This window comes from Neorhizobium sp. PAMB6630, assembly GCF_058242775.1.
Genome location: NZ_CM177836.1, coordinates 1086997 through 1108610 on the forward strand (window position 1 = coordinate 1086997; position 21614 = coordinate 1108610).

Annotated in this window: 18 protein-coding genes; 14 read left to right on the forward strand and 4 right to left on the reverse strand. The window is 60.6% G+C overall.

The window, feature by feature from the left end:
* The first annotated feature begins 199 nt into the window (after positions 1-199).
* The 6 genes from AC4CWF_RS05115 to AC4CWF_RS05140 all read left to right on the forward strand — a co-directional run bounded on the left by AC4CWF_RS05115 (position 200) and on the right by AC4CWF_RS05140 (position 5782).
* Entirely contained in the window at positions 200-1102 is a 903-nt protein-coding gene (locus AC4CWF_RS05115) for a branched-chain amino acid ABC transporter permease (RefSeq protein ID WP_491284053.1), read from the forward strand.
* A gap of 4 nt (positions 1103-1106) precedes the next feature.
* The gene (livM, locus tag AC4CWF_RS05120) at positions 1107-2504 is read left to right on the forward strand and encodes a high-affinity branched-chain amino acid ABC transporter permease LivM (protein WP_491284054.1); all 1398 of its coding nucleotides are present in this window, start codon (positions 1107-1109) and stop codon (positions 2502-2504) included.
* A complete protein-coding gene (locus AC4CWF_RS05125; protein ID WP_491284055.1) occupies positions 2504-3373 on the forward strand; it encodes an ABC transporter ATP-binding protein in 870 nt (289 codons plus the stop codon). The genes livM and AC4CWF_RS05125 overlap by 1 nt, the downstream gene beginning before the upstream one ends.
* A complete protein-coding gene (locus tag AC4CWF_RS05130; protein WP_491284056.1) occupies positions 3373-4116 on the forward strand; it encodes an ABC transporter ATP-binding protein in 744 nt (247 codons plus the stop codon). Before AC4CWF_RS05125 ends, AC4CWF_RS05130 begins: the two co-directional genes overlap by 1 nt.
* A 78-nt stretch (positions 4117-4194) precedes the next feature.
* Positions 4195-4548, forward strand: a complete 354-nt coding sequence (locus tag AC4CWF_RS05135; RefSeq protein ID WP_491284057.1) for a DUF6867 family protein — start codon at positions 4195-4197, stop codon at positions 4546-4548.
* 118 nt (positions 4549-4666) lie between these two features.
* Positions 4667-5782, forward strand: a complete 1116-nt coding sequence (locus tag AC4CWF_RS05140; protein WP_491284058.1) for a branched-chain amino acid ABC transporter substrate-binding protein — start codon at positions 4667-4669, stop codon at positions 5780-5782.
* 96 nt (positions 5783-5878) lie between these two features.
* Here AC4CWF_RS05140 and AC4CWF_RS05145 read toward each other — a convergent pair whose 3' ends face one another.
* Positions 5879-6412 (reverse strand): AAA family ATPase, encoded by a 534-nt coding sequence (locus AC4CWF_RS05145; protein WP_491284059.1) that lies wholly within the window; start codon positions 6410-6412, stop codon positions 5879-5881.
* Positions 6413-6664: 252 nt separating this feature from the next.
* Between AC4CWF_RS05145 and AC4CWF_RS05150 the strand changes: the two genes are divergently transcribed.
* Entirely contained in the window at positions 6665-8038 is a 1374-nt protein-coding gene (locus tag AC4CWF_RS05150) for a DUF7986 domain-containing protein (protein ID WP_491284060.1), read from the forward strand.
* 31 nt (positions 8039-8069) lie between these two features.
* Here the strand turns inward: AC4CWF_RS05150 and AC4CWF_RS05155 are convergent, their stop codons facing one another.
* Both AC4CWF_RS05155 and AC4CWF_RS05160 read right to left on the reverse strand, forming a co-directional pair.
* On the reverse strand, positions 8070-8999 hold the full coding sequence (locus AC4CWF_RS05155) for a response regulator (protein ID WP_491284061.1): 930 nt from the start codon (positions 8997-8999) through the stop codon (positions 8070-8072).
* Entirely contained in the window at positions 8992-12378 is a 3387-nt protein-coding gene (locus AC4CWF_RS05160) for a hybrid sensor histidine kinase/response regulator (protein ID WP_491284062.1), read from the reverse strand. Before AC4CWF_RS05160 ends, AC4CWF_RS05155 begins: the two co-directional genes overlap by 8 nt.
* Before the next feature lie 216 nt (positions 12379-12594).
* Between AC4CWF_RS05160 and olsC the strand changes: the two genes are divergently transcribed.
* Positions 12595-13416: an ornithine lipid ester-linked acyl 2-hydroxylase OlsC gene (gene olsC, locus AC4CWF_RS05165; RefSeq protein WP_491284063.1), complete on the forward strand. Its 822-nt coding sequence runs from the start codon at positions 12595-12597 to the stop codon at positions 13414-13416.
* Positions 13417-13576: 160 nt separating this feature from the next.
* On the opposite strand, the gene AC4CWF_RS05170 is transcribed toward olsC, so the two are convergent.
* A complete protein-coding gene (locus AC4CWF_RS05170; RefSeq protein ID WP_491284064.1) occupies positions 13577-14173 on the reverse strand; it encodes a LysE family translocator in 597 nt (198 codons plus the stop codon).
* 340 nt (positions 14174-14513) lie between these two features.
* Here AC4CWF_RS05170 and AC4CWF_RS05175 point away from each other — a divergent pair, with 340 nt between their 5' ends.
* The 6 genes from AC4CWF_RS05175 (at position 14514) to urtE (ending at position 21591) form a co-directional block, all read left to right on the forward strand.
* Positions 14514-15476 (forward strand): GlxA family transcriptional regulator, encoded by a 963-nt coding sequence (locus tag AC4CWF_RS05175; protein ID WP_491284065.1) that lies wholly within the window; start codon positions 14514-14516, stop codon positions 15474-15476.
* A gap of 243 nt (positions 15477-15719) precedes the next feature.
* Positions 15720-17009: an urea ABC transporter substrate-binding protein gene (gene urtA / locus AC4CWF_RS05180; protein ID WP_491284066.1), complete on the forward strand. Its 1290-nt coding sequence runs from the start codon at positions 15720-15722 to the stop codon at positions 17007-17009.
* Positions 17010-17150: 141 nt separating this feature from the next.
* Positions 17151-18764 (forward strand): urea ABC transporter permease subunit UrtB, encoded by a 1614-nt coding sequence (gene urtB / locus AC4CWF_RS05185; RefSeq protein WP_491284067.1) that lies wholly within the window; start codon positions 17151-17153, stop codon positions 18762-18764.
* Positions 18761-19930, forward strand: a complete 1170-nt coding sequence (gene urtC, locus AC4CWF_RS05190; RefSeq protein WP_491284068.1) for an urea ABC transporter permease subunit UrtC — start codon at positions 18761-18763, stop codon at positions 19928-19930. Before urtB ends, urtC begins: the two co-directional genes overlap by 4 nt.
* A gap of 4 nt (positions 19931-19934) precedes the next feature.
* Positions 19935-20699: an urea ABC transporter ATP-binding protein UrtD gene (gene urtD, locus AC4CWF_RS05195; protein WP_491284069.1), complete on the forward strand. Its 765-nt coding sequence runs from the start codon at positions 19935-19937 to the stop codon at positions 20697-20699.
* Between the two features lie 196 nt (positions 20700-20895).
* Entirely contained in the window at positions 20896-21591 is a 696-nt protein-coding gene (gene urtE, locus AC4CWF_RS05200) for an urea ABC transporter ATP-binding subunit UrtE (protein WP_491284070.1), read from the forward strand.
* The last annotated feature ends 23 nt before the right edge of the window (positions 21592-21614 follow it).

Below are 21614 nucleotides of genomic sequence, written 5' to 3' on the forward strand. Positions count from 1 at the left end.
GCAGATGCCGTTTTTATGGCGCTGATGATTTTATTTGCGGCATTGCACGGGAAAGTGCGGGGAAACTGTGGCGGTTGTGGCTTTTTGACTTCACATTTCAAGTGAAAGCGGTATCAATTCGACAAAACCTAAGAACCCGTAAGGGCCACACAGACTAGAGGCACGATCGAATTTAACGAATCGCGCCCGGGGGAAAAATATGGAGTATTTTATCCAGCAGCTCTTAAACGGGCTGACTCTTGGATCGATCTATGGCCTCGTGGCAATTGGCTACACGATGGTTTACGGCATCATCGGCATGATCAACTTTGCCCATGGTGATATCTTCATGCTCGGCGGCTTTGCTGCCCTTATCGTTTTCCTGATCCTCACCTCGTTTTTTGCCGGTATTCCCGTGGCGCTGGCGCTGCTGGTCATGCTGGTCGTTGCCATGCTGGTGACGAGCCTGTGGAACTGGACGATCGAGCGTGTCGCCTACCGGCCGCTGCGCGGTTCCTTCCGCCTTGCGCCGCTGATCACCGCGATCGGCATGTCGATCGTGCTGTCGAACTTCATCCAGGTCACGCAGGGCCCGCGCAACAAGCCGGTTCCGCCGCTGGTCAATGATGTCTACCACTTCGGCACGATCACCGTTTCACTGAAGCAGATCCTCATCGTCATCGTGACAAGCGTGCTGCTCGCCGCCTTCTGGTATATCGTCAACAAGACGCCGCTCGGCCGCGCCCAGCGTGCGACCGAACAGGACCGCAAGATGGCAGCCCTGCTCGGCGTTGACGTGGATCGCACCATCTCGATCACCTTCGTCATGGGCGCAGCGCTCGCGGCCGTCGCCGGCACCATGTACCTCATGTATTATGGCGTCGCCTCGTTCAACGATGGCTTCATTCCGGGCGTCAAGGCCTTTACCGCAGCCGTTCTCGGTGGCATCGGCTCGCTGCCGGGTGCTGTTCTCGGCGGCCTTCTGATCGGCCTCATCGAATCCCTGTGGTCGGCCTATTTCTCCATTGCCTACAAGGACGTGGCGACCTTTGCCATTCTCGCTTTCGTTCTGATCTTCAAGCCGACCGGCATTCTGGGCCGGCCTGAAGTGGAGAAGGTGTAACATCATGAGCAATGCAAATTCTCCGGCGACCGACGCGGCGCCGGGCCTCATGGCGAAGGCGCTCCGCGAGGGCCTCTTTGCCGGCCTGCTGGCGTTCGGCATGTTCCTTCTTTATGTCGGCGTCGAAACCTATCAGAACATCGACAATGCGCTGGTCTGGCGCATGCGCTGGGGCCTGCTGGCCGTGTTCGTGGCGATTGCCGCCGTCGGCCGCTTCCTCGTCGTCGGTTTCATCCGCCCCAACATTGATCGGCGCAAGCTGAGCAAGGCCAAGGCCGGCCTTCTCGAAGTGTCCGAGGACAAGGGCTTTTTCCACCGGCATTTCCTCAAGATCGCGATGATCGCGCTCGTGCTCTATCCGCCTGTTATCGTCACCCTCTATGGCGTGCAGGGTTCGCTGAAATTCGTCGACAATTTCGGCATCCAGATCCTCATCTACGTGATGCTGGCCTGGGGTCTGAACGTGGTCGTCGGCCTCGCCGGCCTGCTCGATCTCGGTTATGTCGCCTTCTATGCGGTGGGCGCCTATTCCTACGCGCTTCTGTCGGACCATTTTGGCCTGTCCTTCTGGGTGCTTCTGCCAATGGCGGGCATTCTGGCGGCCTTCTGGGGCATCATTCTCGGTTTTCCGGTGCTGCGCCTGCGCGGCGACTATCTGGCGATTGTCACGCTCGCCTTCGGTGAAATCATCCGCCTCGTGTTGATGAACTGGTCGGAAGTCACCGGCGGTACTGCGGGCATTTCCGGCGTCGCCAAGGCTTCGATCTTCGGCATCTATTCCTTCGATGTCGGTGCCCCCAACAACTTCGCCAAGGTGTTTGCCCTGCCGATGTCCTCGGCCTATTACAAGATCTTCCTGTTCTACGTGATCCTGGCGCTCTGCCTGATCACCGCCTATGTGACGATCCGGCTGCGCCGCATGCCGATCGGCCGGGCCTGGGAAGCGCTGCGCGAGGACGAGATTGCCTGCCGTTCGCTCGGCATCGATACGGTCAAGACAAAGCTGACGGCCTTTGCCATCGGCGCGATGTTCGGCGGTTTTGCCGGGTCGTTCTTTGCCGCCCGCCAGGGTTTCGTGTCGCCGGAAAGCTTCGTTTTCCTGGAATCGGCGGTCATTCTGGCCATCGTGGTTCTCGGCGGCATGGGTTCGCTCACCGGCATCGCCATTGCAGCCGTCGTCATGATCGGCGGCACCGAGGCGTTGCGCGAAATGGAATTCCTGAAACACATTTTTGGGCCGGATTTCACGCCGGAACTTTACCGCATGCTGCTCTTCGGTCTGGCCATGGTGGTGGTCATGCTGTTCAAGCCACGCGGTTTCGTCGGCTCGCGTGAACCCACGGCCTTCCTCAAGGAGCGCAAGTCCGTATCCGGCAGCTTCACCAAGGAAGGTCACGGCTGATGACATCCGCAAATGAGACCATGACTTCAGATACCATTCTCAAGGTAGAGCATCTGTCGATGCGCTTCGGCGGCCTGATGGCGATCAACGACCTCTCGCTGGAGGTCAAGCGCGGCGAAATTACCGCGCTGATCGGCCCGAACGGCGCCGGCAAGACGACCGTCTTCAACTGCATCACCGGCTTCTACAAGCCGACGATGGGCATGATCACCCTGCGCCAGAAAGCCGGCAAGGAGTTCCTGCTGGAACGCCTCACCGATTTCGAGATCACCAAACATGCCAAGGTGGCGCGCACCTTCCAGAACATCCGGCTGTTTTCAGGCCTCACGGTTCTTGAAAACCTGCTGGTCGCCCAGCACAACAAGCTGATGAAGGCGTCTGGCTACACGGTAATGGGCCTGCTCGGCCTCGGTTCCTACAAGCGCGAGGCGGAAGCCTCGATCGAGCTTGCCCGCCACTGGCTGGAACGGGCAGACCTCACCGACCGCGCCGACGATCCGGCGGGCGACCTTCCTTACGGTGCCCAGCGCCGTCTGGAAATTGCCCGCGCCATGTGTACCGGCCCGGAGCTTTTATGCCTGGATGAGCCGGCTGCCGGCCTTAACCCGCGCGAATCGCTGGCGCTCAACACGCTTTTGAACGGTATCCGCGACGAGACCGGAACCTCCATCCTGCTCATCGAACACGACATGTCGGTGGTGATGGAAATTTCCGACCATGTGGTGGTGCTGGAATACGGGCAGAAGATTTCTGACGGCAACCCGGATCACGTGAAGAATGATCCGAAGGTGATTGCCGCCTATCTCGGCGTCGAGGACGACGAGGTGGAAGAAGTCATTGCCGAAGAACTCGACGGGGGCACGCTGTGATGGCCGTCAACACGATCAAAGCCGAACCTCTCCTGAAGGTCAGCGGCGTCGAAACCTATTACGGCAATATCCGTGCGCTCTCCGGTGTCGATATCGAAGTCAACAAGGGTGAAATTGTCAGCCTGATCGGCGCCAACGGCGCCGGCAAGTCGACGCTGATGATGACGATCTGCGGCAGTCCGCAGGCGCGCACCGGCACCGTCGTCTTCGACGGGCAGGACATCACCAAGACGCCGACGCATCTGATCGCCCGCCAGCGCATTGCCCAGTCTCCTGAGGGACGGCGCATTTTTCCGCGCATGACGGTCTATGAGAACCTGCAGATGGGCGCTGGTCTCGACCAGCTGAAATATTTCAACGAGGACGTGGAGAAGATTTTTACGCTCTTCCCGCGCCTCAAGGAAAGACAGTCCCAGCGCGGCGGAACGTTGTCGGGTGGCGAGCAGCAGATGCTTTCCATCGGCCGCGCGCTGATGGCCCGCCCGAAACTTCTGTTGCTGGACGAGCCGTCGCTCGGTCTTGCACCCTTGATCGTCAAGCAAATCTTCGAGGCGATCAAGGTGCTGAACGAGAAGGAGGGGCTGACCGTCTTCCTCGTCGAGCAGAACGCCTTTGCGGCGCTGAAACTGTCGCACCGCGCCTATGTGATGGTGAACGGCAAGGTGACCATGAGCGGATCGGGCCGGGAACTGCTGGCCAACCCGGAAGTGCGGGCCGCCTATCTGGAAGGTGGACGGCATTGATCGCGCACATCTCCATCCGGGCCAGGGCAACAAGCCCCGCCATGTCGTCTTTCCGCCAAGCGTCAGGGAGAGCTTGAGATGCAGGGACTTTTTTTCGAAAGCGATACCGGCGCCCGTTACGTCCTGCGGTTCATCGTGCTGATGATCGGCCTTTGGACGGCCTGGCGCACCGGCAAGGCGGTTGCCGAAAGCTGGAAGGATTATCCGATGGTGATCGGTTACGTGCTTCTGCTCGGCGTGCTGTTGCGGTTCCTGCATTTCTCGCTGTTCCAGGGACCTTTCCTCAGCATCGGCTTCTACGCGCTCGATGTCGTGCTGCTGCTGATCGTGGCAACAGCAGGTTTCCGTCATCGCCGCACCCGCCAGATGGTGGAAAACTACTACTGGCTTTACGAAAAAAGCTCTGCTTTTTCGTGGCATAAGAAGAATTGACAGGCTGAGGCTTTCGGCTTCAGACTGCGATAAACAGGGAACACGTTTCCGGCGCGAGAGTGTGGTGGGTCTCGCGCAGGTTTTAATTCAAACCCGCTCAAAAACTGGGAGTAACACAATGAAGAAGTCTCTTCTTTCGGCCGTGGCACTGACAGCCGTCATGGCATTCAGTGGTTCGGCCTGGGCCGATGTCCTCGTCGGCATCGGTGGCCCGCTGACGGGTCCGAACGCAGCCTTCGGCGCACAGCTCCAGAAGGGTGCCGAACAGGCCGCAGCCGACATCAATGCTGCCGGTGGCATCAACGGCGAAAAGATCAAGATCGTGCTCGGCGACGACGTGTCGGACCCGAAGCAGGGCGTTTCGGTTGCCAACAAGTTTGTAGCCGATGGCGTGAAGTTCGTCGTCGGTCACTTCAACTCGTCGGTTTCGATCCCGGCCTCTGAAGTCTATGCCGAAAACGGCATCGTGCAGATCACACCGGCCTCGACCAACCCGAAGTTCACCGAGCGTGGCCTGTGGAACACCTTCCGCACCTGCGGTCGTGACGACCAGCAGGGTGCTGTTGCCGGCGAATATATCGCTTCAAAGTTCAAGACCGCCAAGGTTGCCGTCGTGCATGACAAGACCACTTATGGTCAGGGTCTTGCCGATGAAACCAAGAAGGCCATGAACAAGCTTGGCATCAAGGAAGTCATCTACGAAGGCATCACCGTCGGCGACAAGGACTTCTCCGCCCTCGTGTCCAAGATGAAGGAAGCCGGCGTCGGCATCGTTTATTTCGGCGGCCTGCACACGGAAGCCGGTCTCCTGATGCGCCAGATGGCGGACCAGGGCCTCAAGGCTCCGCTCATGTCGGGCGATGGCATCACCTCCAACGAACTGGCTTCGATCGCCGGCGACGCCGTCAACGGCACGCTGATGACCTTCCCGCCGGATCCGCGCACGAACCCGAACGCCAAGGACATCGTGGCCAAGTTCCGCGCTGCAAACTTCGAGCCGGAAGCCTACACGCTCTATTCCTACGCTGCCCTGCAGATTTTTGCTGACGCCGCCAAGGCTGCCGGCAGCAATGATCCGATGAAGGTTGCTGAAGCGATGAAGGCCAAGGGTCCGTTCAAGACCGCCATCGGCGACATCGGCTTCGACGCCAAGGGCGACATCACCCGTCCTGACTATGTCATGTACGAGTGGAAGAAGGGCGCTGACGGCAAGTACAGCTACTTCCAGATGTAAGATTTTTGGCGGGCGGGAAACCGCTGCCACTATCAACGGAAAGCCCGGCTCGCGCCGGGCTTTTTCGTGTCCGGCCGCGGCTGGCGATGCGCCGGATCAGTTCGCCAGATGGGCGAGCACGAAATCAGCGCGCTGCGAAACCGTGGTTTTGGGCAGGATCACGGGCTCATAGCCGAGCGTGGGATAGACGGCGCACAGCCGCTCATATTCCGCCACCGCCTCTTCAAACCCGTGCTGACGTTCCCCATCGGTCACGTAGATTTCGGGCCAGGGCGGCGTGAGGAAAACCCGGCCGTGGTAACGATGCTTTCGGCAGAGGTCGTGCATTGTCCGACCATCGCCCGTCGCGTGGGCAAGGGCTGACGCCGCATCCACCAGCCCGCGATCAAAGAACACCCAGCCGGTTTGGCCGGCCATCGCTGCCCGATCCGCGAGCGAGAGCGTGATGGCGCGCTCCGCAAAGGCCTGAAGGTCGTTCCACGGCAGTGCAGCGCCATCCCCTGCAAGCTCCTCCGCCACGATGCGCCGCCCAGGTTCTTCAACGACCGCATGACCGCGGCGGCGCAATTCCTCAAGCAGGCTGGATTTCCCGCCACCGGAACAACCGGAAAGAATGACGAAACGGTTCATGGTTTTTGCCTTTCCGGTGAGGAAGAGAAGGGGGCTGCGCTGAACGGCGCGCGAAAGGCCAAACAGTCGTTGTCGGAGAAAGGGGAAGCCGTTGCTGGACGGCAGAGGGGACCCATCGCTGAAAAATGCGTTTGAAATTTCACAATGCATCTTGCCGGATCGCGTCGATGGCCCGAAATCTTTTCCCAAAGAACCGTAGCACGTTTCGATGCCCTGCCGAGGCCAGAGATCGTCACAACCGGGAGACACGCCATGCCATCCAGCCATGAACTCAACGGCTTGATGAAATTCCTGATGCGTGACCCGTGGCAGGAATGTTTCGATGAGGTTTTCGATGAGCATGTGGGCATCATTCTCGATGCCAGCGACCTGGAATTCGATGATGTCGTCGATATCATCGGTGAAGACTGGGCGATGACGCTTTGGGGAGCGGTTTTCGAGGACTTTCTGACCCAGGACTTCGACGTCGAAGGCGTCAACATCGTCGATGAATATCTGAAACGCCGCGGCTGGAAAGAGGGCGCCCAGGCAAAGGCCTATATGAAGGCCCTGCGCACTTCGGTGATGAGCATGTACGAGGTGAGCGATGTCGTGCCCGGAACCTCGCTTCTTGCCCGCGACCTCATTCGCGGCGGCGAACCGGTGCTCGTTCACGAAGGCACCGCCACAAAGACGCTGCAGCAATGGGACAGGATTGCCGCACGCATCGTGCCGGTCATGGGCCGAATGGTGTTTGCCGGAGGTTTGCTGCCGTTCAAGCAGCAAAATGCTGAGACGCTGATCGGCGACATCCATGATGTGCTCGGCGGCAAGACATCGAAAAAGCGGGCGCCGGTGAGGGATGAAGACCTGCAAGTCCTTGCGCCGATGTTCTCGATGACATGGCTGTCGGACGGCCTTGAGCAGGTGATGGACGTGCCGGACCTTCAGAATGGTGACGGTGAACCGCTTCTGTTCCACGAGGCGCGGTTCCCGCTGGCAACAGGGACAACGCAGAAGGATATTGCGGCGCGGCTGGGTGCCGTTCCCGGCCTTTCCCAGGAGAATGCCAAGTTCTGGAACTGGCTGGAAGAGAAGCCCAAAGGCAAAGGAAAGGGCAAAGGCAAAGGCAAAGGCAAGAGCGCGGCGGACATGACCCTCGATACGATCATGGATAACGGCTTGCGTGTACTTGGAAATTTCGAACTGAAGGGGCGCTTCCTGCATGTCTCCACCAATTCCGCCACACGTGCGGAAAAGGCGGTTACGCTTGTTGAGCAATCGCTCGGGGATCTGGTGCGCGCGCCACTCACCGAAATCCGCACTGTCGAGCAGATGATGGCTGACCCGCCGGTGCGGGAGGGGGATGACCCGATGGAGGGGATCCCGCCCGAAATAGCAGAGCAGATCGTCCACGGATTCATGGACCGGCAGTACCGCGAAACGCTCGACCAGCCCGTCGGCATGCTCGGCGACAAGACGCCCCGGCAGGCGGTGCGCTCCTCGGCCGGTCGGCAGAAGGTGGCGGACTGGCTGAAATATCTCGAAAACCAGTCAGGCCAGCGCCCTGACGCCGCCGATCCGATGTCGAGCTATGATTTCGGGTGGATGTGGCGCGAGCTTGGCGTTTTCGATCTTCGCAAATAGCGCCTGCCGGCCAGGTGCTTCATTTTACCGCCTATACCTCGTGCAGCACATGGGCGGCCTTTACTGCCGCAGACGCCCGATTTTCAACGCCGAGCTTTACATAAATCTGCTCCAGATGTTTGTTCACGGTGCGCGCCGAGAGCCCGAGGATATCGCCGATATCCTTGTTGGACTTGCCCTTGGCGATCCATAGCAGCACTTCGGATTCGCGTGTCGTCAGCGGAAAATGCTCGCGCAGCACCGCATCGTCGGCGCGGTTGTTCTGGCCGGTCACACGAAACAGATATTCGTCGGCCCCGATCGCGCCGAGGAAGGCAAATTGCAGGCTGGCTTCGCCGGCCTTCGTGAAGGCAAACGAGGCATCGCGGGAAAAGCCCGGTTTTTCACGGCCGCCCATCCAGGCTGCAATATGCTGCACGACGATATCAAGCCCGTCATCGCTGCCGGTTGCTGCGTTGATGAGGCGCGTTGCCTGCGGCGTTGACCAGTGCAGCTGGCCATTGCCCTTCACCGCCAGCAGGTGGCGGCCGGCAGCATCCAGCGCCACACGCGCGCTCTGGGCGGAGCGGGCGTTCGACAGATGCACGCGGATACGGGCGCGCAATTCGTCGATATTGATCGGCTTGGTCAGATAATCGACGCCGCCGCAATCGAGCGCATTGACCACGTGTTCGGTTTCGGTCAGCCCCGTCATGAAGATCACCGGCACCTGCGAGACGGCCGGATTGGCTTTCAGCCGCCGGCAGGTGGCAAAACCGTCCATGGCCGGCATCACGGCATCGAGAAGGATAAGGTCCGGTGTGATGCGCTCGACAATGTTGAGCGCCGACTGGCCGGATGTGGCAATCAGCACGGAAAAGCCGGATTGCTCCAGCGCTTCGGTGAGAAAACCCAGCGCCTCGGGGCTGTCATCCACCAGAAGCACGATGTCGCGGGGCTGCTCGCTCTTAATGTCAGGCATCGTCGGCGACCCTTTCCTCGCGGAACCGGTTGAGGAAGCTGAGATATCCCGCCAGATCGAAGGACTGGATATAGGCCCCGGCCGCGGTGGTAAAGGGCTGGTTTTCCGGCAGTTTGTCGAGATCGGCCAGTTTTGCCTCGATGCCGCGGACATAGCCGATTTCGCCGAGCTGGATGAGGTCCTGCAGATGCGTTTCGCCGGGGCTTTTGAGCACCGGAACCGGCGGCGGCGGTTCTGGTTCAACGTCGCCTTCGTAAATCCAGGTGAGGCCAAGATGCAGGGCCAGCTTGTCGGAGAGCTGGCGGATATCGACGGGTTTTGCAATCGTATCGCTATGGCCATCGCCGTCGCGGATGGTGCTCGCGCCATCGCCGATATTGGCCGACAGCATCAGGATTGGCGCCGTCTGGCCGCTTTCACGCAACCGCTCCACCAGCTGCCAGCCGTTCATGCCGGGCATCAGGATATCGACAAGGAAGAGATCCGGCTTCACGCCTTCGATCAGTGTGAGGCATTCGGTGGCGCCATTGGCCGTCAGCACGACGAAATCCAGCGGGGAGAGCACTTCGCGCATCAGGTCGCGGTGGTCCTCGTTATCGTCAACCACAACCAGCGTGCGGCGCGGGCCGGTATAGGAGACGATCTTCTTTTCCGGCGCGGGCATCGTGCTTGGCCGGTCGATGGCCGAGAGCATCAGGCGGACGCGAAAGGTTGAACCTTCGTCTTTTTGGCTTTTGACGGAAATCTCGCCGCCCAGCGTGTTGGTGAGAAGCTGCGTGATGGTGAGGCCAAGGCCAAGCCCCGGCATCGGCCGAATGTTTTCCGCTTCGCCCCGCTGGAACGGCTCGTAGATGCGCGGCAGGTCCTTTTCGGCAATGCCGCGCCCGGTATCGGACACGGTAAAGGTAGCGACCTGGCTGCGATAGGCGACATCGAAGGTGACGGTGCCCTGATCGGTAAACTTGATGGCGTTGGAGAGCAGGTTGACGAGGATCTGGCGCAACCGTTTTTCGTCGCTTCGCACATAGTGCGGCAGGCTGCGGGCACGGATATGGGTGAAGGTCAGGCCCTTCGCCTGCGCCTGCGGGCGAAACATCTCGACGATCTGGTCGAGAAAATCCTGGATGTTGATCTCGTTCGAATAGACCTGCAACCGGCCGGCCTCGATCTTGGAAATATCGAGCAGCCCGTCGATGAGGCCGGAGAGGTGATCGGCCGAGCGCTTGATCACCTTGATGGCGGATTGGCGCGGGGCAGGGATGCTCTCGTCGCGCTCAAGAATCTGCGCATAACCCATCACGGCGTTGAGCGGCGTGCGCAGCTCGTGGCTGAGGCCGACGACATAACGGCTTTTGGCGCGGTTGGCGGCTTCCGCCGTCTCCTTGGCCTTCTGCAGGGCCGCATCGGTTTTCTTGTGGGCGGCGATTTCCTTCAGCAGCAGCGTGTTCTGGCGGGAAGATTCTTCTTCTGCCACCACCCGGCTGTCATGGGCCAGAACATAAAACCAGGAGACGATGCCGGCGATGATGGCGAAGACAAAAAAGACGATGAGGATGGTGCCGTAGACCACCTCGGCATTGGCCGGTGTCGCCTCGCTCACCTGATAGGAAATCATCGCCATGATGCCGCCGATCAGCGAGATCGAGAGGATGGCGGTCATGGCGTAGCGGCCAAGCCGCGTCATCAGCCTCTCGACGATGTGATCGGAGAGGAAGGAGCGCGCCACGCTGCCGATCTGCGCCTTCATCTGGGCTTTCGGCTTGCACATGTCATGGCAGCGGCTGTCGAGCGAGCAGCAGAGCGAACAGATCGGCGCCGCATAGGCGGGACACCACGCCATGTCCTCCGGCTCGAAAGGGTGTTCGCAGATCGAGCAGGTGATGGCGGTGAGGTTTTTCCACGCATGGCGCGGCTTGCGGGCGAGATAGAAGCGCCCGCGCGTGCCCCAGGCAATCAGCGGCGAAAGCAGGAAGGCTGACAGCGTGAGGAAGGTGGAGAGCGAGGCGGCAAGCGGTCCAAACAGGCCGAAATGCGCCGAAAGCGCAATCGCGGTTGAACCCAGCATGGCGCCGAGCCCGACCGGGTTCAGGTCATACAGATGCGCCCGCTTGAACTCGATGCCAGGCGGCGAAAGGCCGAGCGGCTTGTTGACGAAGAGATCGGCGGAAATCGTGCAAAGCCAGGCCATGGCGATGATGGAGAAAATGCCAAGCGTCGCCTCCAGCAGCCGGTAGATGCCAAGCTCCATCAACAAAAGCGCGATCGCGACGTTGAAGATCAGCCAGACAACGCGGCCCGGATGGCTGTGGGTGAGGCGCGAAAAGAAGTTCGACCAGGCAAGCGAACCCGCATAGGCGTTCATCACGTTGATCTTCAGCTGCGACACCACCACGAAGGCGGCCATCAGGAGAAGGGCGGCCGTCTCGTTGGGGATCATGTAACCGAAGGCGGTCAGATACATATGGGCGGGATCGCCGGCCTCGCGCACCGGCACGCCGGTGGAAAGCGTCAGCACCGCCAGAAACGAGCCGGCCAGAAGTTTTGGCACGCCGACCACCACCCAGCCGGGGCCGGCGAGAAAGATCGCCAGCCGGTGGCGCCATTTCTGCTGGCCCTCCGCCGGCAGGAAGCGCAAAAAATCCACCTGCTCGCCGATCTGCGGCATCAGTGCCAAGATCACCGCGGAGGCGGCACCGAATTCCAGAAGGTTGAACGGGGCGGCCCCGTCCACCTGCGCATTCGAATGGTTGATGCCGGCAAAAGCCCGCCACAGATCGAACTTTTCCCAGTCCATGGTGGCGATGAAGATGAAGGGCAGGATGTTGAGCACGATCCAGAACGGCTGGGTGATCAGCTGGAAACGCGAGATCAGCTGCACGCCGTAGATGACGAGCGGGATCACCACGGCAGCGCTGATAATGTAGCCGATGGCAGGCGGTATGCCGAGCGCAAGCTCCAGCGCGCCGGTCATGATCGAGGCTTCGATCGCAAACAGCATGAAGGTGAAGCTGGCATAGATCAGCGAGGTGATGGTGGAGCCGATATAACCAAAACTTGCGCCGCGCGTCAGAAGATCGATATCGACGCCGTGGCGGATGGCATAACGGCTGATCGGCAGGCCGACCACCAGCATGACGGCGGCGGCGACCAGAATGGCAAAAAAGGCATTCGTTGTGCCGTAGGACAGCGTGATGGCACCGCCGATGGCTTCCAGCGCCAGAAAGGAAATCGCACCGATGGCGGTCTGGGCAATGCGGGTGGAGGAGAAGCGCCGTGCGCTCTTGGCGGTAAAGCGCAGCGCGTAATCTTCCAGCGTCTGGTCGGCGACCCAGCGGTTATATTCGCGCCGGACGGGAATGATGCGTTGCCGCGCGGTCATGCGTGCTCTGGCGTCCTTTTGGGCATGGCGAGTGTTTAGGCACTTTTATGCGTTCAGCCTGCTTTTGCAAGCGCAAACGCCGCTGCCACAAGTCTGCCACAGGTCCTTGTAACGGATGGGACACGCGCCTTTTTGCCCCGGCGTGCAGAATGCCCTGAAGGGTGAATTTCCAAGACTGCCCGGCAGGTCCCGTCAACCGTGTTCGATGGCCATCCCATGACAACAGCGCTCGATTCCGCCGCATCGCATGCCGAACAGACGTTTGGAACCCAGGGCCTCCAGCCGATGGATCGCCCCAGCCGCATCACCCGCTTTTTCATGGGCATCGTCGCCTGGGCCGAGCGGTTGAATTTTAGATATGCCAGACTCGGCAACCCGCCGGTCTATGACACCGCGACCTTTCCCTGGGCCGCGGAGATCGAGAAGGCGGCACCGGCCATTCGCGCCGAGCTGGATCGCATTCTGCTGCGCCAGGATGAACTGCCGTCCTTTCAGGATATTTCCGCCGACGTGAAGACGATTTCCACCGACAACCGCTGGAAGACGTTTTTTCTCCTCGGCTTCGGCGTGAAATCGGAACAGAACATCACTGCCTGCCCGAAAACCTGGGAGGCCATGCAGAAGATCCCCGGCCTCACCACGGTGATGTTTTCGATCTTCGAGCCGGGAAAACATCTTCCGGCCCATCGCGGCCCCTATAACGGCGTGCTGCGCCTGCATCTCGGCTTGATCGTACCGGAACCGCGCGAAAAGCTTGCCATCCGCGTGCGCGACGAGATCTGCCACTGGGAAGAGGGCAAGGTGCTGATCTTTGACGATGCCTATGAACACGAGGCCTGGAACCACACGGACAAGACCCGCGTGGTGCTGTTCGTCGATTTCGTCAAACCGCTGAAATTTCCCGCTCGGGTGGTCAACTGGCTGCTGATGCACATGGCCGTCTTCACCCCGTTCATCCGCGAGGGGCTGGATAACCACAAGGAATGGGAGAAGAAGTTTTACGCCGAGGCGGAGAAGCTGAGGAACCGGCCGAACTGACGAGCCGCATCACCTCGTTTGCGCAAGATGCACTGTGGACAGGCGCTTGTGAAAGCGCCGCCACAAAGGCACTTCGCATCTGCACGGTGGCCAGCACCATGACCACCGTTGTCGCCGATCCGGTGTCATCGGTCCCGAGCGCGCGATCCAGTTTCGGATGTTATCGCAGAAGCGGCCAGAGGGTCGCAACGAGCAGCAGGCCCATGGCGATATTGAACCATTTCAATCGTGACGGCTGTGTGAGGAACTGGCGAAGCGCCACGCCGAAGCCTGCCCAGACCGCGACGCTCGGCAGGTTGACAATGGCGATTACGACCGTGATCAACAAGATCGACGCAAAGGGACTGTCGGCCTTGGCATAGGCCGCCATGGCGGTCACCGCAGCAATCCAGGCCTTCGGGTTTACCCATTGGAATGCCGCCGATTCCAGTAGGGTCAGCGGTCGGGCAGCGTCCATATCGCCGTTCGAGATTGTCCGGGACATGCCGATCCGCCAGGCGAGATAGAGGAGATAGGCGCCACTGGCGATCTTCAGCGCCAGACCGATCGGCGGCCAGGCCGTGATCAGGGCGCCGAGCCCGAAACCAACGGCCAGAAGCACGGTGGAAAAACCCACGGTAATGCCGAGGATCTGCGGCACCGTGCGCCAGAAGCCGAAATTGGTTCCTGAGGCAAGCAGCATGAAATTGCTTGGCCCGGGCGACACCGAGCCGACCAGGGCAAAAAGGGCGACGGCAAGAACAGTCTCATATGGCATGACGTGGCACTCCCCTGCGGGGAGGCGGCCTCCCGGCGGCGTTCAAGATTGGGTCGGAACAGGAAACAGAAGCGCAGAGCAGAACCAATCGACATCCAAGGATTGCGCGTGGCGCGGGACGGGCGGCCTATGGCAGCCGATGCGACGTGTTGTGCGGATGGATGAGGCAGGCTGTATCGGTATCGTCTTCACGGTGGCTTGCCCGCGACCTTCGCCACGGTTGATCGCCGATCGTCGTCACATCATGGCCATACGCATTCCTGTTGCGATGTCGTGATCATGGCGGAGGCTGCCGCCGGCTGCTATTGTCAATATTGACAGTCTTGATAGGAATATTGCCATGAAAGTGCAGGTGCTGGCCCTTGATGGCGTCTTCGACACCGGTCTCTCGTCCATCCTCGATGTCCTCACCACCGCCAATGAACTTGCCATGATGCACGCGCTCGACGTGCCGCCTTTCGAGGTCTCGGTCGTCGGTATGCGACGCGAGGTGAAAACGGCGCAAGGGTTTGGCGTTCCGGTCTCGGCCATGCCGGCTCCGGCGGGATGCGACTGGCTTGTGGTTCCGGCGATTGGCTACAAGATGCCAGACCTGCTTGTGCCGGCGCTGGCGCGGCCGGATGTCCAGGATGCGGCTGCCGCACTCAGAGAAGCAAGGGCCGGCGGCATCAATCTTGCCGCTGCCTGCATCGGAACCTTCGTGCTTGCCGAATCCGGACTGCTTGATCGGGAAAGGGCAACGACCACCTGGTGGCTTGCGCCGCTCTTTCGCCAGCGTTATCCGTCGGTTCGGCTGGAGGATGGGCGGATGGTGGTGAAGTCCGGTGCGCTGGTCACGGCCGGCGCGGCCCTTGGCCATGTGGACATGGCGCTCTGGCTGGTGCGCCAGGCGAGCCCGGAACTGGCAAACCTCGTGGCACGTTACCTCATTGTCGACAGCCGGCCGGCGCAATCGGCCTATGTCATTGCGGATCATCTCGCGCATGCCGATCCTGTGGTCGAGAAGTTCGAGCGCTGGGCGCGGGGCCGGCTGTCTGAAGGTTTTTCGCTCGACGATGCGGCCGATGCCGTCGGCGCCGGCAAGCGCACGCTGGCGCGCCGTTTGCAGCAGGTGCTTGGCAAGACACCGCTTTCCTATTTTCAGGATCTGCGCGTCGAGCGTGCCGTGCATCTGCTGAAAACCAGCGACAAAAGCCCTGATGAGATCGCCGGCTTGGTCGGGTATGCCGATGGCGCGACGTTGCGGACCCTGTTGCGCCGCAGGCTCGGCCGCGGCGTGCGGGACGTGCGGGCCCACGGCTGATTAAGTCCCGCGGGAGCATCGAAACGCCGGGAACGGCTAAAGAGCGGATACGATGCCGCGAGCCAGACTTGGCGGATCAAGCGCTGCTGTGCGGCAGCCTGCAGTGATCTTCCCGTTTCGCCCCCTGCCTTACGTCATATGACGTATGTGGTTTTGCACTGCAGCGAACCATAGTTCCTGAAGCAACGATCAACGGCCGGTTCCAAGGCCCGTTGCCACCGAACAAGAAGAGGGGTTCGAACCATGAATTTCAAAGCCAGGCTTTCCGGCGCGATGCTCGCTGCCATCATGTCCACCACGTCCTTCCACGGCGCCTTTGCCGCAGACGACACCATCAAGATCGGCGTTCTCCATTCGCTGTCGGGCACGATGGCGATCTCGGAAACGACGCTGAAAGACGTCATGCTGATGCTCGTTGCCGAGCAGAACAAGAAGGGCGGCGTTCTCGGCAAGAAGCTCGAAGCCGTCGTTGTCGACCCGGCCTCCGACTGGCCGCTGTTTGCCGAAAAGGCCCGCCAGCTGATCTCCCAGGACAAGGTTGCCGCCGTCTTCGGTTGCTGGACCTCGTCCTCGCGCAAATCCGTCCTGCCGGTTTTCGAAGAGCTGAACTCCATCCTCTTCTATCCGGTGCAGTACGAGGGTGAAGAATCCTCACGCAACATCTTCTACACCGGTGCCGCGCCGAACCAGCAGGCCATCCCGGCCGTCGATTATCTGGCTGAAAACGAAGGCGTGCAGCGCTGGGTTCTCGCCGGCACCGACTACGTCTATCCGCAGACGACCAACAAGATCCTGAAGGCCTACCTGATGTCGAAGGGCGTCAAGGAAGAGGACATCATGATCAACTACACGCCGTTCGGTCATTCCGACTGGCAGACGATCGTGACCGACATCAAGAAGTTCGGCTCGGCCGGCAAGAAAACCGCCGTTGTCTCCACCATCAACGGTGACGCCAACGTTCCCTTCTACAAGGAACTGGCAAACCAGGGCATCAAGGCGGAAGACATTCCGGTTGTTGCCTTCTCGGTCGGCGAAGAGGAACTGGCCGGTCTCGACACCACGCCGCTGGTCGGCCATCTCGCCGCCTGGAACTACTTCCAGTCCGTCGATGCACCCGTCAATGCCGAGTTCATCAAGGAATGGCATGCGTTCACCAAGAACGACAAGCGCGTCACCAACGACCCGATGGAAGCCGCCTATATCGGCTTCAACGCCTGGGTAAAGGCTGTGGAAGCCGCTGGCACCACCGATACGGACAAAGTTCTCGACAGCATCATCGGCGTTTCCGTGCCGAACCTCTCGGGCGGCACCTCCACCGTCATGCCGAACCACCACATCACCAAGCCGGTCCTGATCGGCGAAATCCAGTCCAACGGTCAGTTCGAAATCGTCCAACAGACGCCGTCTGTGGTTGGCGACGAATGGTCGGATTACCTGCCGGATTCGAAGAACCTGATCTCCGATTGGCGCAAGCCCATGTCCTGCGGCAACTTCAACGTTGCAACGGGCAAGTGCGGTGGCAAGGGCAGCTGATCGGCCTGCTTCCGGTCCAGTGCCTGACACCTTGAGCGCGTCCCTCTCCCCGTCCGCCGGGGGGAGGGAGTTAGAACGTTGCCGGCCCCCGGCAGATGCCTTTTCGGCCCGGGGTGCTGCGCGACGAGAGGGGGCGATCTGATGTTACATCAATTTTTTCGGTTAATTTTGACGGTGCTTGCCGTGTGCGCGGTGTCTTTTACTGCCGCCGCCCAGAGCGACCCGAAAACACTGTTCAACGAGCTGGGCAAGGCGGATTTCAAGCAGGCGGAAGTGTTGATCGGCCAGCTGGCGGCCAGCGGCGATCCGCGTGTCGTGCCGGCGCTTGAAGCGTTCAGCGAAGGCGATCTTTATGCCCGCAAATCTGATGGCGCCGTGTTCATCACCAAGGCCTCCGGCGCCAATCTGGCGCTGATCGATCCGCTGTCGGGAGAGACCGCCGGCGAGGCGCCGAAGGGCGCCATGAACAAGTTGAAGATCAATAACAGTCTTCGCCGCGTCATCCGCTCGGCTCTCGGTGGCCTCACGCTTCTCAGCCCCGACCGCAATGTGCGCCTGGAAGCTGCCGATGCGGTGCTGCGTTCGCCCAGCGCCGAAAACCTCGATCTGGTCGAGGCAGCCCTTGCCAAGGAAACCGACCGCGAAGTGAAGGCGCGCATGGAAGAGGCGCGCGCCGCCTCCGTTCTGTCGTCTGACCGTTCGCTTGAAGAGAAACGCGCCGCCATCGAAACCGTCGCAAGCCTTGGCGGTCGCGGCGCCGTCAGCATCCTGATGACCGCCTCTGGCGCGCTCGATCCGGCCCTGAAGCCGGATGTCGATCGTGCGATCGGCAAGATCGAAAGCACGCTCGCCTTCTGGGATATGGGCCAGAACATCTGGTACGGTATTTCGCTCGGTTCCGTGCTGCTGCTGGCGGCCATCGGCCTTGCCATCACCTTCGGCGTGATGGGCATCATCAACATGGCCCATGGCGAGATGGTGATGATCGGCGCTTACGCCACTTTCATGGTGCAGGAGGTGATCCGCACATCTGCGCCGCATCTGTTCGACTGGTCGCTGGCGATTGCCGTGCCTGTCGCTTTCCTCATTACCGGTGCCATCGGCCTTGTCATCGAACGCGGTGTCATCCGCTTCCTTTATGGCCGGCCGCTGGAAACGCTGCTGGCCACCTGGGGCATTTCCCTCATCCTGCAGCAGTTGATCCGCACCATCTTTGGCCCGACCAACCGCGAGGTGGGCAATCCCTCCTGGATGTCCGGCTCGTTTCCGCTGGGTGGCCTGTCGATCACCTGGAACCGGCTGTGGATCGTTGCCTTCTCGCTGTCGATCTTCTTCGGCCTGCTGCTTTTGATGAAGCGTTCCGCCTTCGGCCTGCAGATGCGCGCCGTCACCCAGAACCGCCGCATGGCCTCCTCCATGGGCATCCGCACTGCCTGGGTCGATGCCTTCACCTTCGCGCTCGGCTCCGGCATTGCCGGCATAGCCGGCGTGGCGCTCTCCCAGATCGATAACGTCTCGCCGAACCTTGGCCAGTCCTACATCATCGACAGTTTTATGGTCGTGGTCTTTGGCGGCGTCGGCAATCTCTGGGGAACGCTCGTCGGCGCGCTGTCACTCGGTGTCCTCAACAAGTTCCTGGAGCCCTCGGTCGGTGCCGTGCTTGGCAAGATCCTGGTGCTCGTCCTCATCATCCTTTTCATCCAGAAGCGGCCGCGCGGTCTCTTCGCACTCAAGGGAAGGGCGATCGAAGCATGATCACGAGCTTTATCCTGCGTGCCCTCGAAGGCCGTATCGTTGTTGCCGTCGCCGTGCTTCTGGCGGTCGCCGTGCTGGTGCCAGCCGCCAATCTGCTGACCCCACCCGACAGTGCGCTGCATATTCCCACTTACGCCGTCTCGCTGATGGGCAAATATCTCTGCTACGCGCTTCTGGCGCTCGCGCTCGATCTCGTCTGGGGTTATTGCGGCATTCTCTCGCTCGGCCACGGCGCCTTTTTTGCGCTCGGCGGTTATGCCATGGGCATGTACCTGATGCGCCAGATCGGTTCGCGTGGCGTCTATGGCAATCCGGAACTGCCGGATTTCATGGTCTTCCTCAACTGGAAGGAACTGCCGTGGTTCTGGCATGGCATGGACATGTTCTGGTTTGCCATGCTGATGGTGCTTGTCGTGCCGGGCCTGCTCGCCTTCATCTTCGGCTGGTTTGCCTTCCGCTCCCGCGTCAACGGCGTCTATCTGTCGATCATCACCCAGGCGATGACCTATGCGCTGCTTCTCGCCTTCTTCCGCAACGACATGGGCTTTGGCGGCAATAACGGTCTCACAGACTATAAGGAAATCCTCGGCTTTTCCGTGCAGGCGGATGGCACGCGCGCTGTTCTGTTTGCGCTCTCGGCGATCATGCTGTCGCTCTGCCTCATCATTTCCTCCGGCATCGTGCGCTCGAAGTTCGGCAAGGTGCTGGTGGGCGTGCGCGATGCAGAAAGCCGGGTGCGTTTCCTCGGGTTTCGCGTCGAAAATATCAAGCTGTTCACCTTCGTCGTCTCGGCGATGATGGCGGGCATTGCCGGGGCGCTCTTCGTGCCGCAGGTCGGCATCATCAATCCGGGCGAATTTGCGCCGGCCAATTCCATCGAAGTGGTGGTATGGACGGCTGTTGGCGGGCGCGGCACGCTGATTGGCCCGATCATCGGCGCGATCCTTGTCAACGGCGGCAAGAGCTTCTTCACCGGTGCCTTCCCGGAAGCCTGGCTTTATGCGCTCGGTGCCCTTTTCATCGGCGTCACGCTGTTTTTGCCAAAGGGCATCGTCGGCACCATCCAGGCGCGGACGTCCGGTCGCAAAGCGATGAAGGCGGCAGTGGAGGCCGAAAAGGGCCGCACCGAAACACCGGCAGCAAATCCCATCCAGGCGGCGGAGTGATCCCATGAACCAGATCGTCAGCGAAACCCGCCCGCAATCGCTCCTCTATCTCGATGGCGTTTCCGTCTCCTTTGACGGTTTCAAGGCGCTGAATTCTCTATCCTTCGTGGTGGAGCCGGGCGAATTGCGCGCCATCATCGGCCCGAACGGCGCGGGCAAGACAACGATGATGGACATCATCACTGGCAAGACGCGGCCCGACAGCGGCCGGGTTCTGTTCGAAGACACGATCGACCTCACCCGCAAGGACGAGGCCGACATTGCCCAGCTCGGCATCGGCCGCAAGTTCCAGAAACCGACGGTGTTTGAAAGCCATACCGTCTGGGACAATCTGGAACTGGCGCTGAACCGCAAGCGCGGCGTTTTCGCCACGCTGTTCTACCGCCTGACGCCAGAAGACAAGGCGCGCATCGAGGAGATCATGACGACGATCCGCCTGACGCACCGCCGCGACGAACTGGCCGCCAATCTCAGCCACGGCCAGAAGCAGTGGCTGGAAATCGGCATGCTTCTGGCGCAGGAGCCGAAGCTGCTGCTGGTCGATGAACCCGTCGCCGGCATGACCGACGCCGAAACCGCTGAAACCGCCATTCTCCTGCGCGAAATCGCCAAGACCCGCTCGGTCGTGGTGGTGGAGCACGATATGGGTTTTATCCGTGATCTCGGCGTGAAGGTGACGTGTCTCGCCGAAGGGTCGGTGCTGGCGGAAGGGTCAATTGATTTTGTGTCGAGCGATCCGAAGGTCATCGAGAATTATCTGGGGCGGTGAGGTTTATGCAAACCTGCGCATCCCCGAAAATCCCCTCCCCACCCTCCCCACCCTCCCCACAAGGGGGAGGGCTTAACCCAGCTCGACCTTTCTCCCGTATGGCAAGGCGGTGCCGCGAGTTTTCTCCCCCCGTGTGGGGGAGATGGCCGGCAGGCCAGAGGGGGTTTTATCCTGTACTGAATTCACGGAGGCCCCCATGCTGACAGTCGACAACATCAACCTGCATTACGGCGCCGCCCAGGCACTGCGGGGCGTTTCCATCACCGCGCCGATGGGCAAGATCACCTGTGTGCTCGGGCGAAACGGCGTTGGAAAAAGTTCGCTGCTGCGCGCCATCACCGGTCAGCAGGCCGTCAGCGCCGGTTCGATTGCCTTCAATGGTGCGACCCTCAACGGGCTTGCCCCTTATGCCCGCGCCAAGCATGGCATCGGTTATGTGCCGCAGGGGCGGGAAATCTTTCCGCTGCTGACGGTGAAGGAGAACCTCGAAACCGGATTTGCGCCGCTTGGCCGCAAGGAAAAGTTTATCCCTGACGATATTTTCGCGCTGTTTCCGGTGCTGAATTCCATGCTGTCGCGCCGTGGCGGCGATTTGTCAGGGGGCCAGCAGCAGCAGCTGGCGATTGGTCGCGCCATGGTCACGAGGCCAAAAATCCTGGTGCTGGACGAGCCGACGGAGGGCATCCAGCCATCGATCATCAAGGATATCGGCCGCGCCATCCGTTACCTGCGCGACAGCACGGGCATGGCTATCCTTCTTGTGGAACAGTATCTCGACTTCTGCCGCGAGCTTGCAGACCATGTCTACATCATGGATCGTGGCGAAATCGTCCATGAAGGGGCGGCAGAAACGCTGGATACGGCAGAAGCAAGGCGCCACCTGACCGTGTGATGCTATTTTATCGCATAGCTGCT

Coding starts and splice junctions, on each gene's coding strand:
- AC4CWF_RS05175 (WP_491284065.1), top strand. CDS start 14,514: ATGAAAGTGCAGGTGCTGGCCCTTGATGGCGTCTTCGACACCGGTCTC.
- urtE (WP_491284070.1), top strand. CDS start 20,896: ATGCTGACAGTCGACAACATCAACCTGCATTACGGCGCCGCCCAGGCA.
- AC4CWF_RS05170 (WP_491284064.1), bottom strand. CDS start 14,173: ATGCCATATGAGACTGTTCTTGCCGTCGCCCTTTTTGCCCTGGTCGGC.
- AC4CWF_RS05155 (WP_491284061.1), bottom strand. CDS start 8,999: ATGCCTGACATTAAGAGCGAGCAGCCCCGCGACATCGTGCTTCTGGTG.
- AC4CWF_RS05135 (WP_491284057.1), top strand. CDS start 4,195: ATGCAGGGACTTTTTTTCGAAAGCGATACCGGCGCCCGTTACGTCCTG.
- AC4CWF_RS05130 (WP_491284056.1), top strand. CDS start 3,373: ATGGCCGTCAACACGATCAAAGCCGAACCTCTCCTGAAGGTCAGCGGC.
- AC4CWF_RS05150 (WP_491284060.1), top strand. CDS start 6,665: ATGCCATCCAGCCATGAACTCAACGGCTTGATGAAATTCCTGATGCGT.
- olsC (WP_491284063.1), top strand. CDS start 12,595: ATGACAACAGCGCTCGATTCCGCCGCATCGCATGCCGAACAGACGTTT.
- AC4CWF_RS05145 (WP_491284059.1), bottom strand. CDS start 6,412: ATGAACCGTTTCGTCATTCTTTCCGGTTGTTCCGGTGGCGGGAAATCC.
- AC4CWF_RS05115 (WP_491284053.1), top strand. CDS start 200: ATGGAGTATTTTATCCAGCAGCTCTTAAACGGGCTGACTCTTGGATCG.
- AC4CWF_RS05140 (WP_491284058.1), top strand. CDS start 4,667: ATGAAGAAGTCTCTTCTTTCGGCCGTGGCACTGACAGCCGTCATGGCA.
- urtB (WP_491284067.1), top strand. CDS start 17,151: ATGTTACATCAATTTTTTCGGTTAATTTTGACGGTGCTTGCCGTGTGC.
- urtA (WP_491284066.1), top strand. CDS start 15,720: ATGAATTTCAAAGCCAGGCTTTCCGGCGCGATGCTCGCTGCCATCATG.
- urtD (WP_491284069.1), top strand. CDS start 19,935: ATGAACCAGATCGTCAGCGAAACCCGCCCGCAATCGCTCCTCTATCTC.
- urtC (WP_491284068.1), top strand. CDS start 18,761: ATGATCACGAGCTTTATCCTGCGTGCCCTCGAAGGCCGTATCGTTGTT.
- livM (WP_491284054.1), top strand. CDS start 1,107: ATGAGCAATGCAAATTCTCCGGCGACCGACGCGGCGCCGGGCCTCATG.
- AC4CWF_RS05160 (WP_491284062.1), bottom strand. CDS start 12,378: ATGACCGCGCGGCAACGCATCATTCCCGTCCGGCGCGAATATAACCGC.
- AC4CWF_RS05125 (WP_491284055.1), top strand. CDS start 2,504: ATGACATCCGCAAATGAGACCATGACTTCAGATACCATTCTCAAGGTA.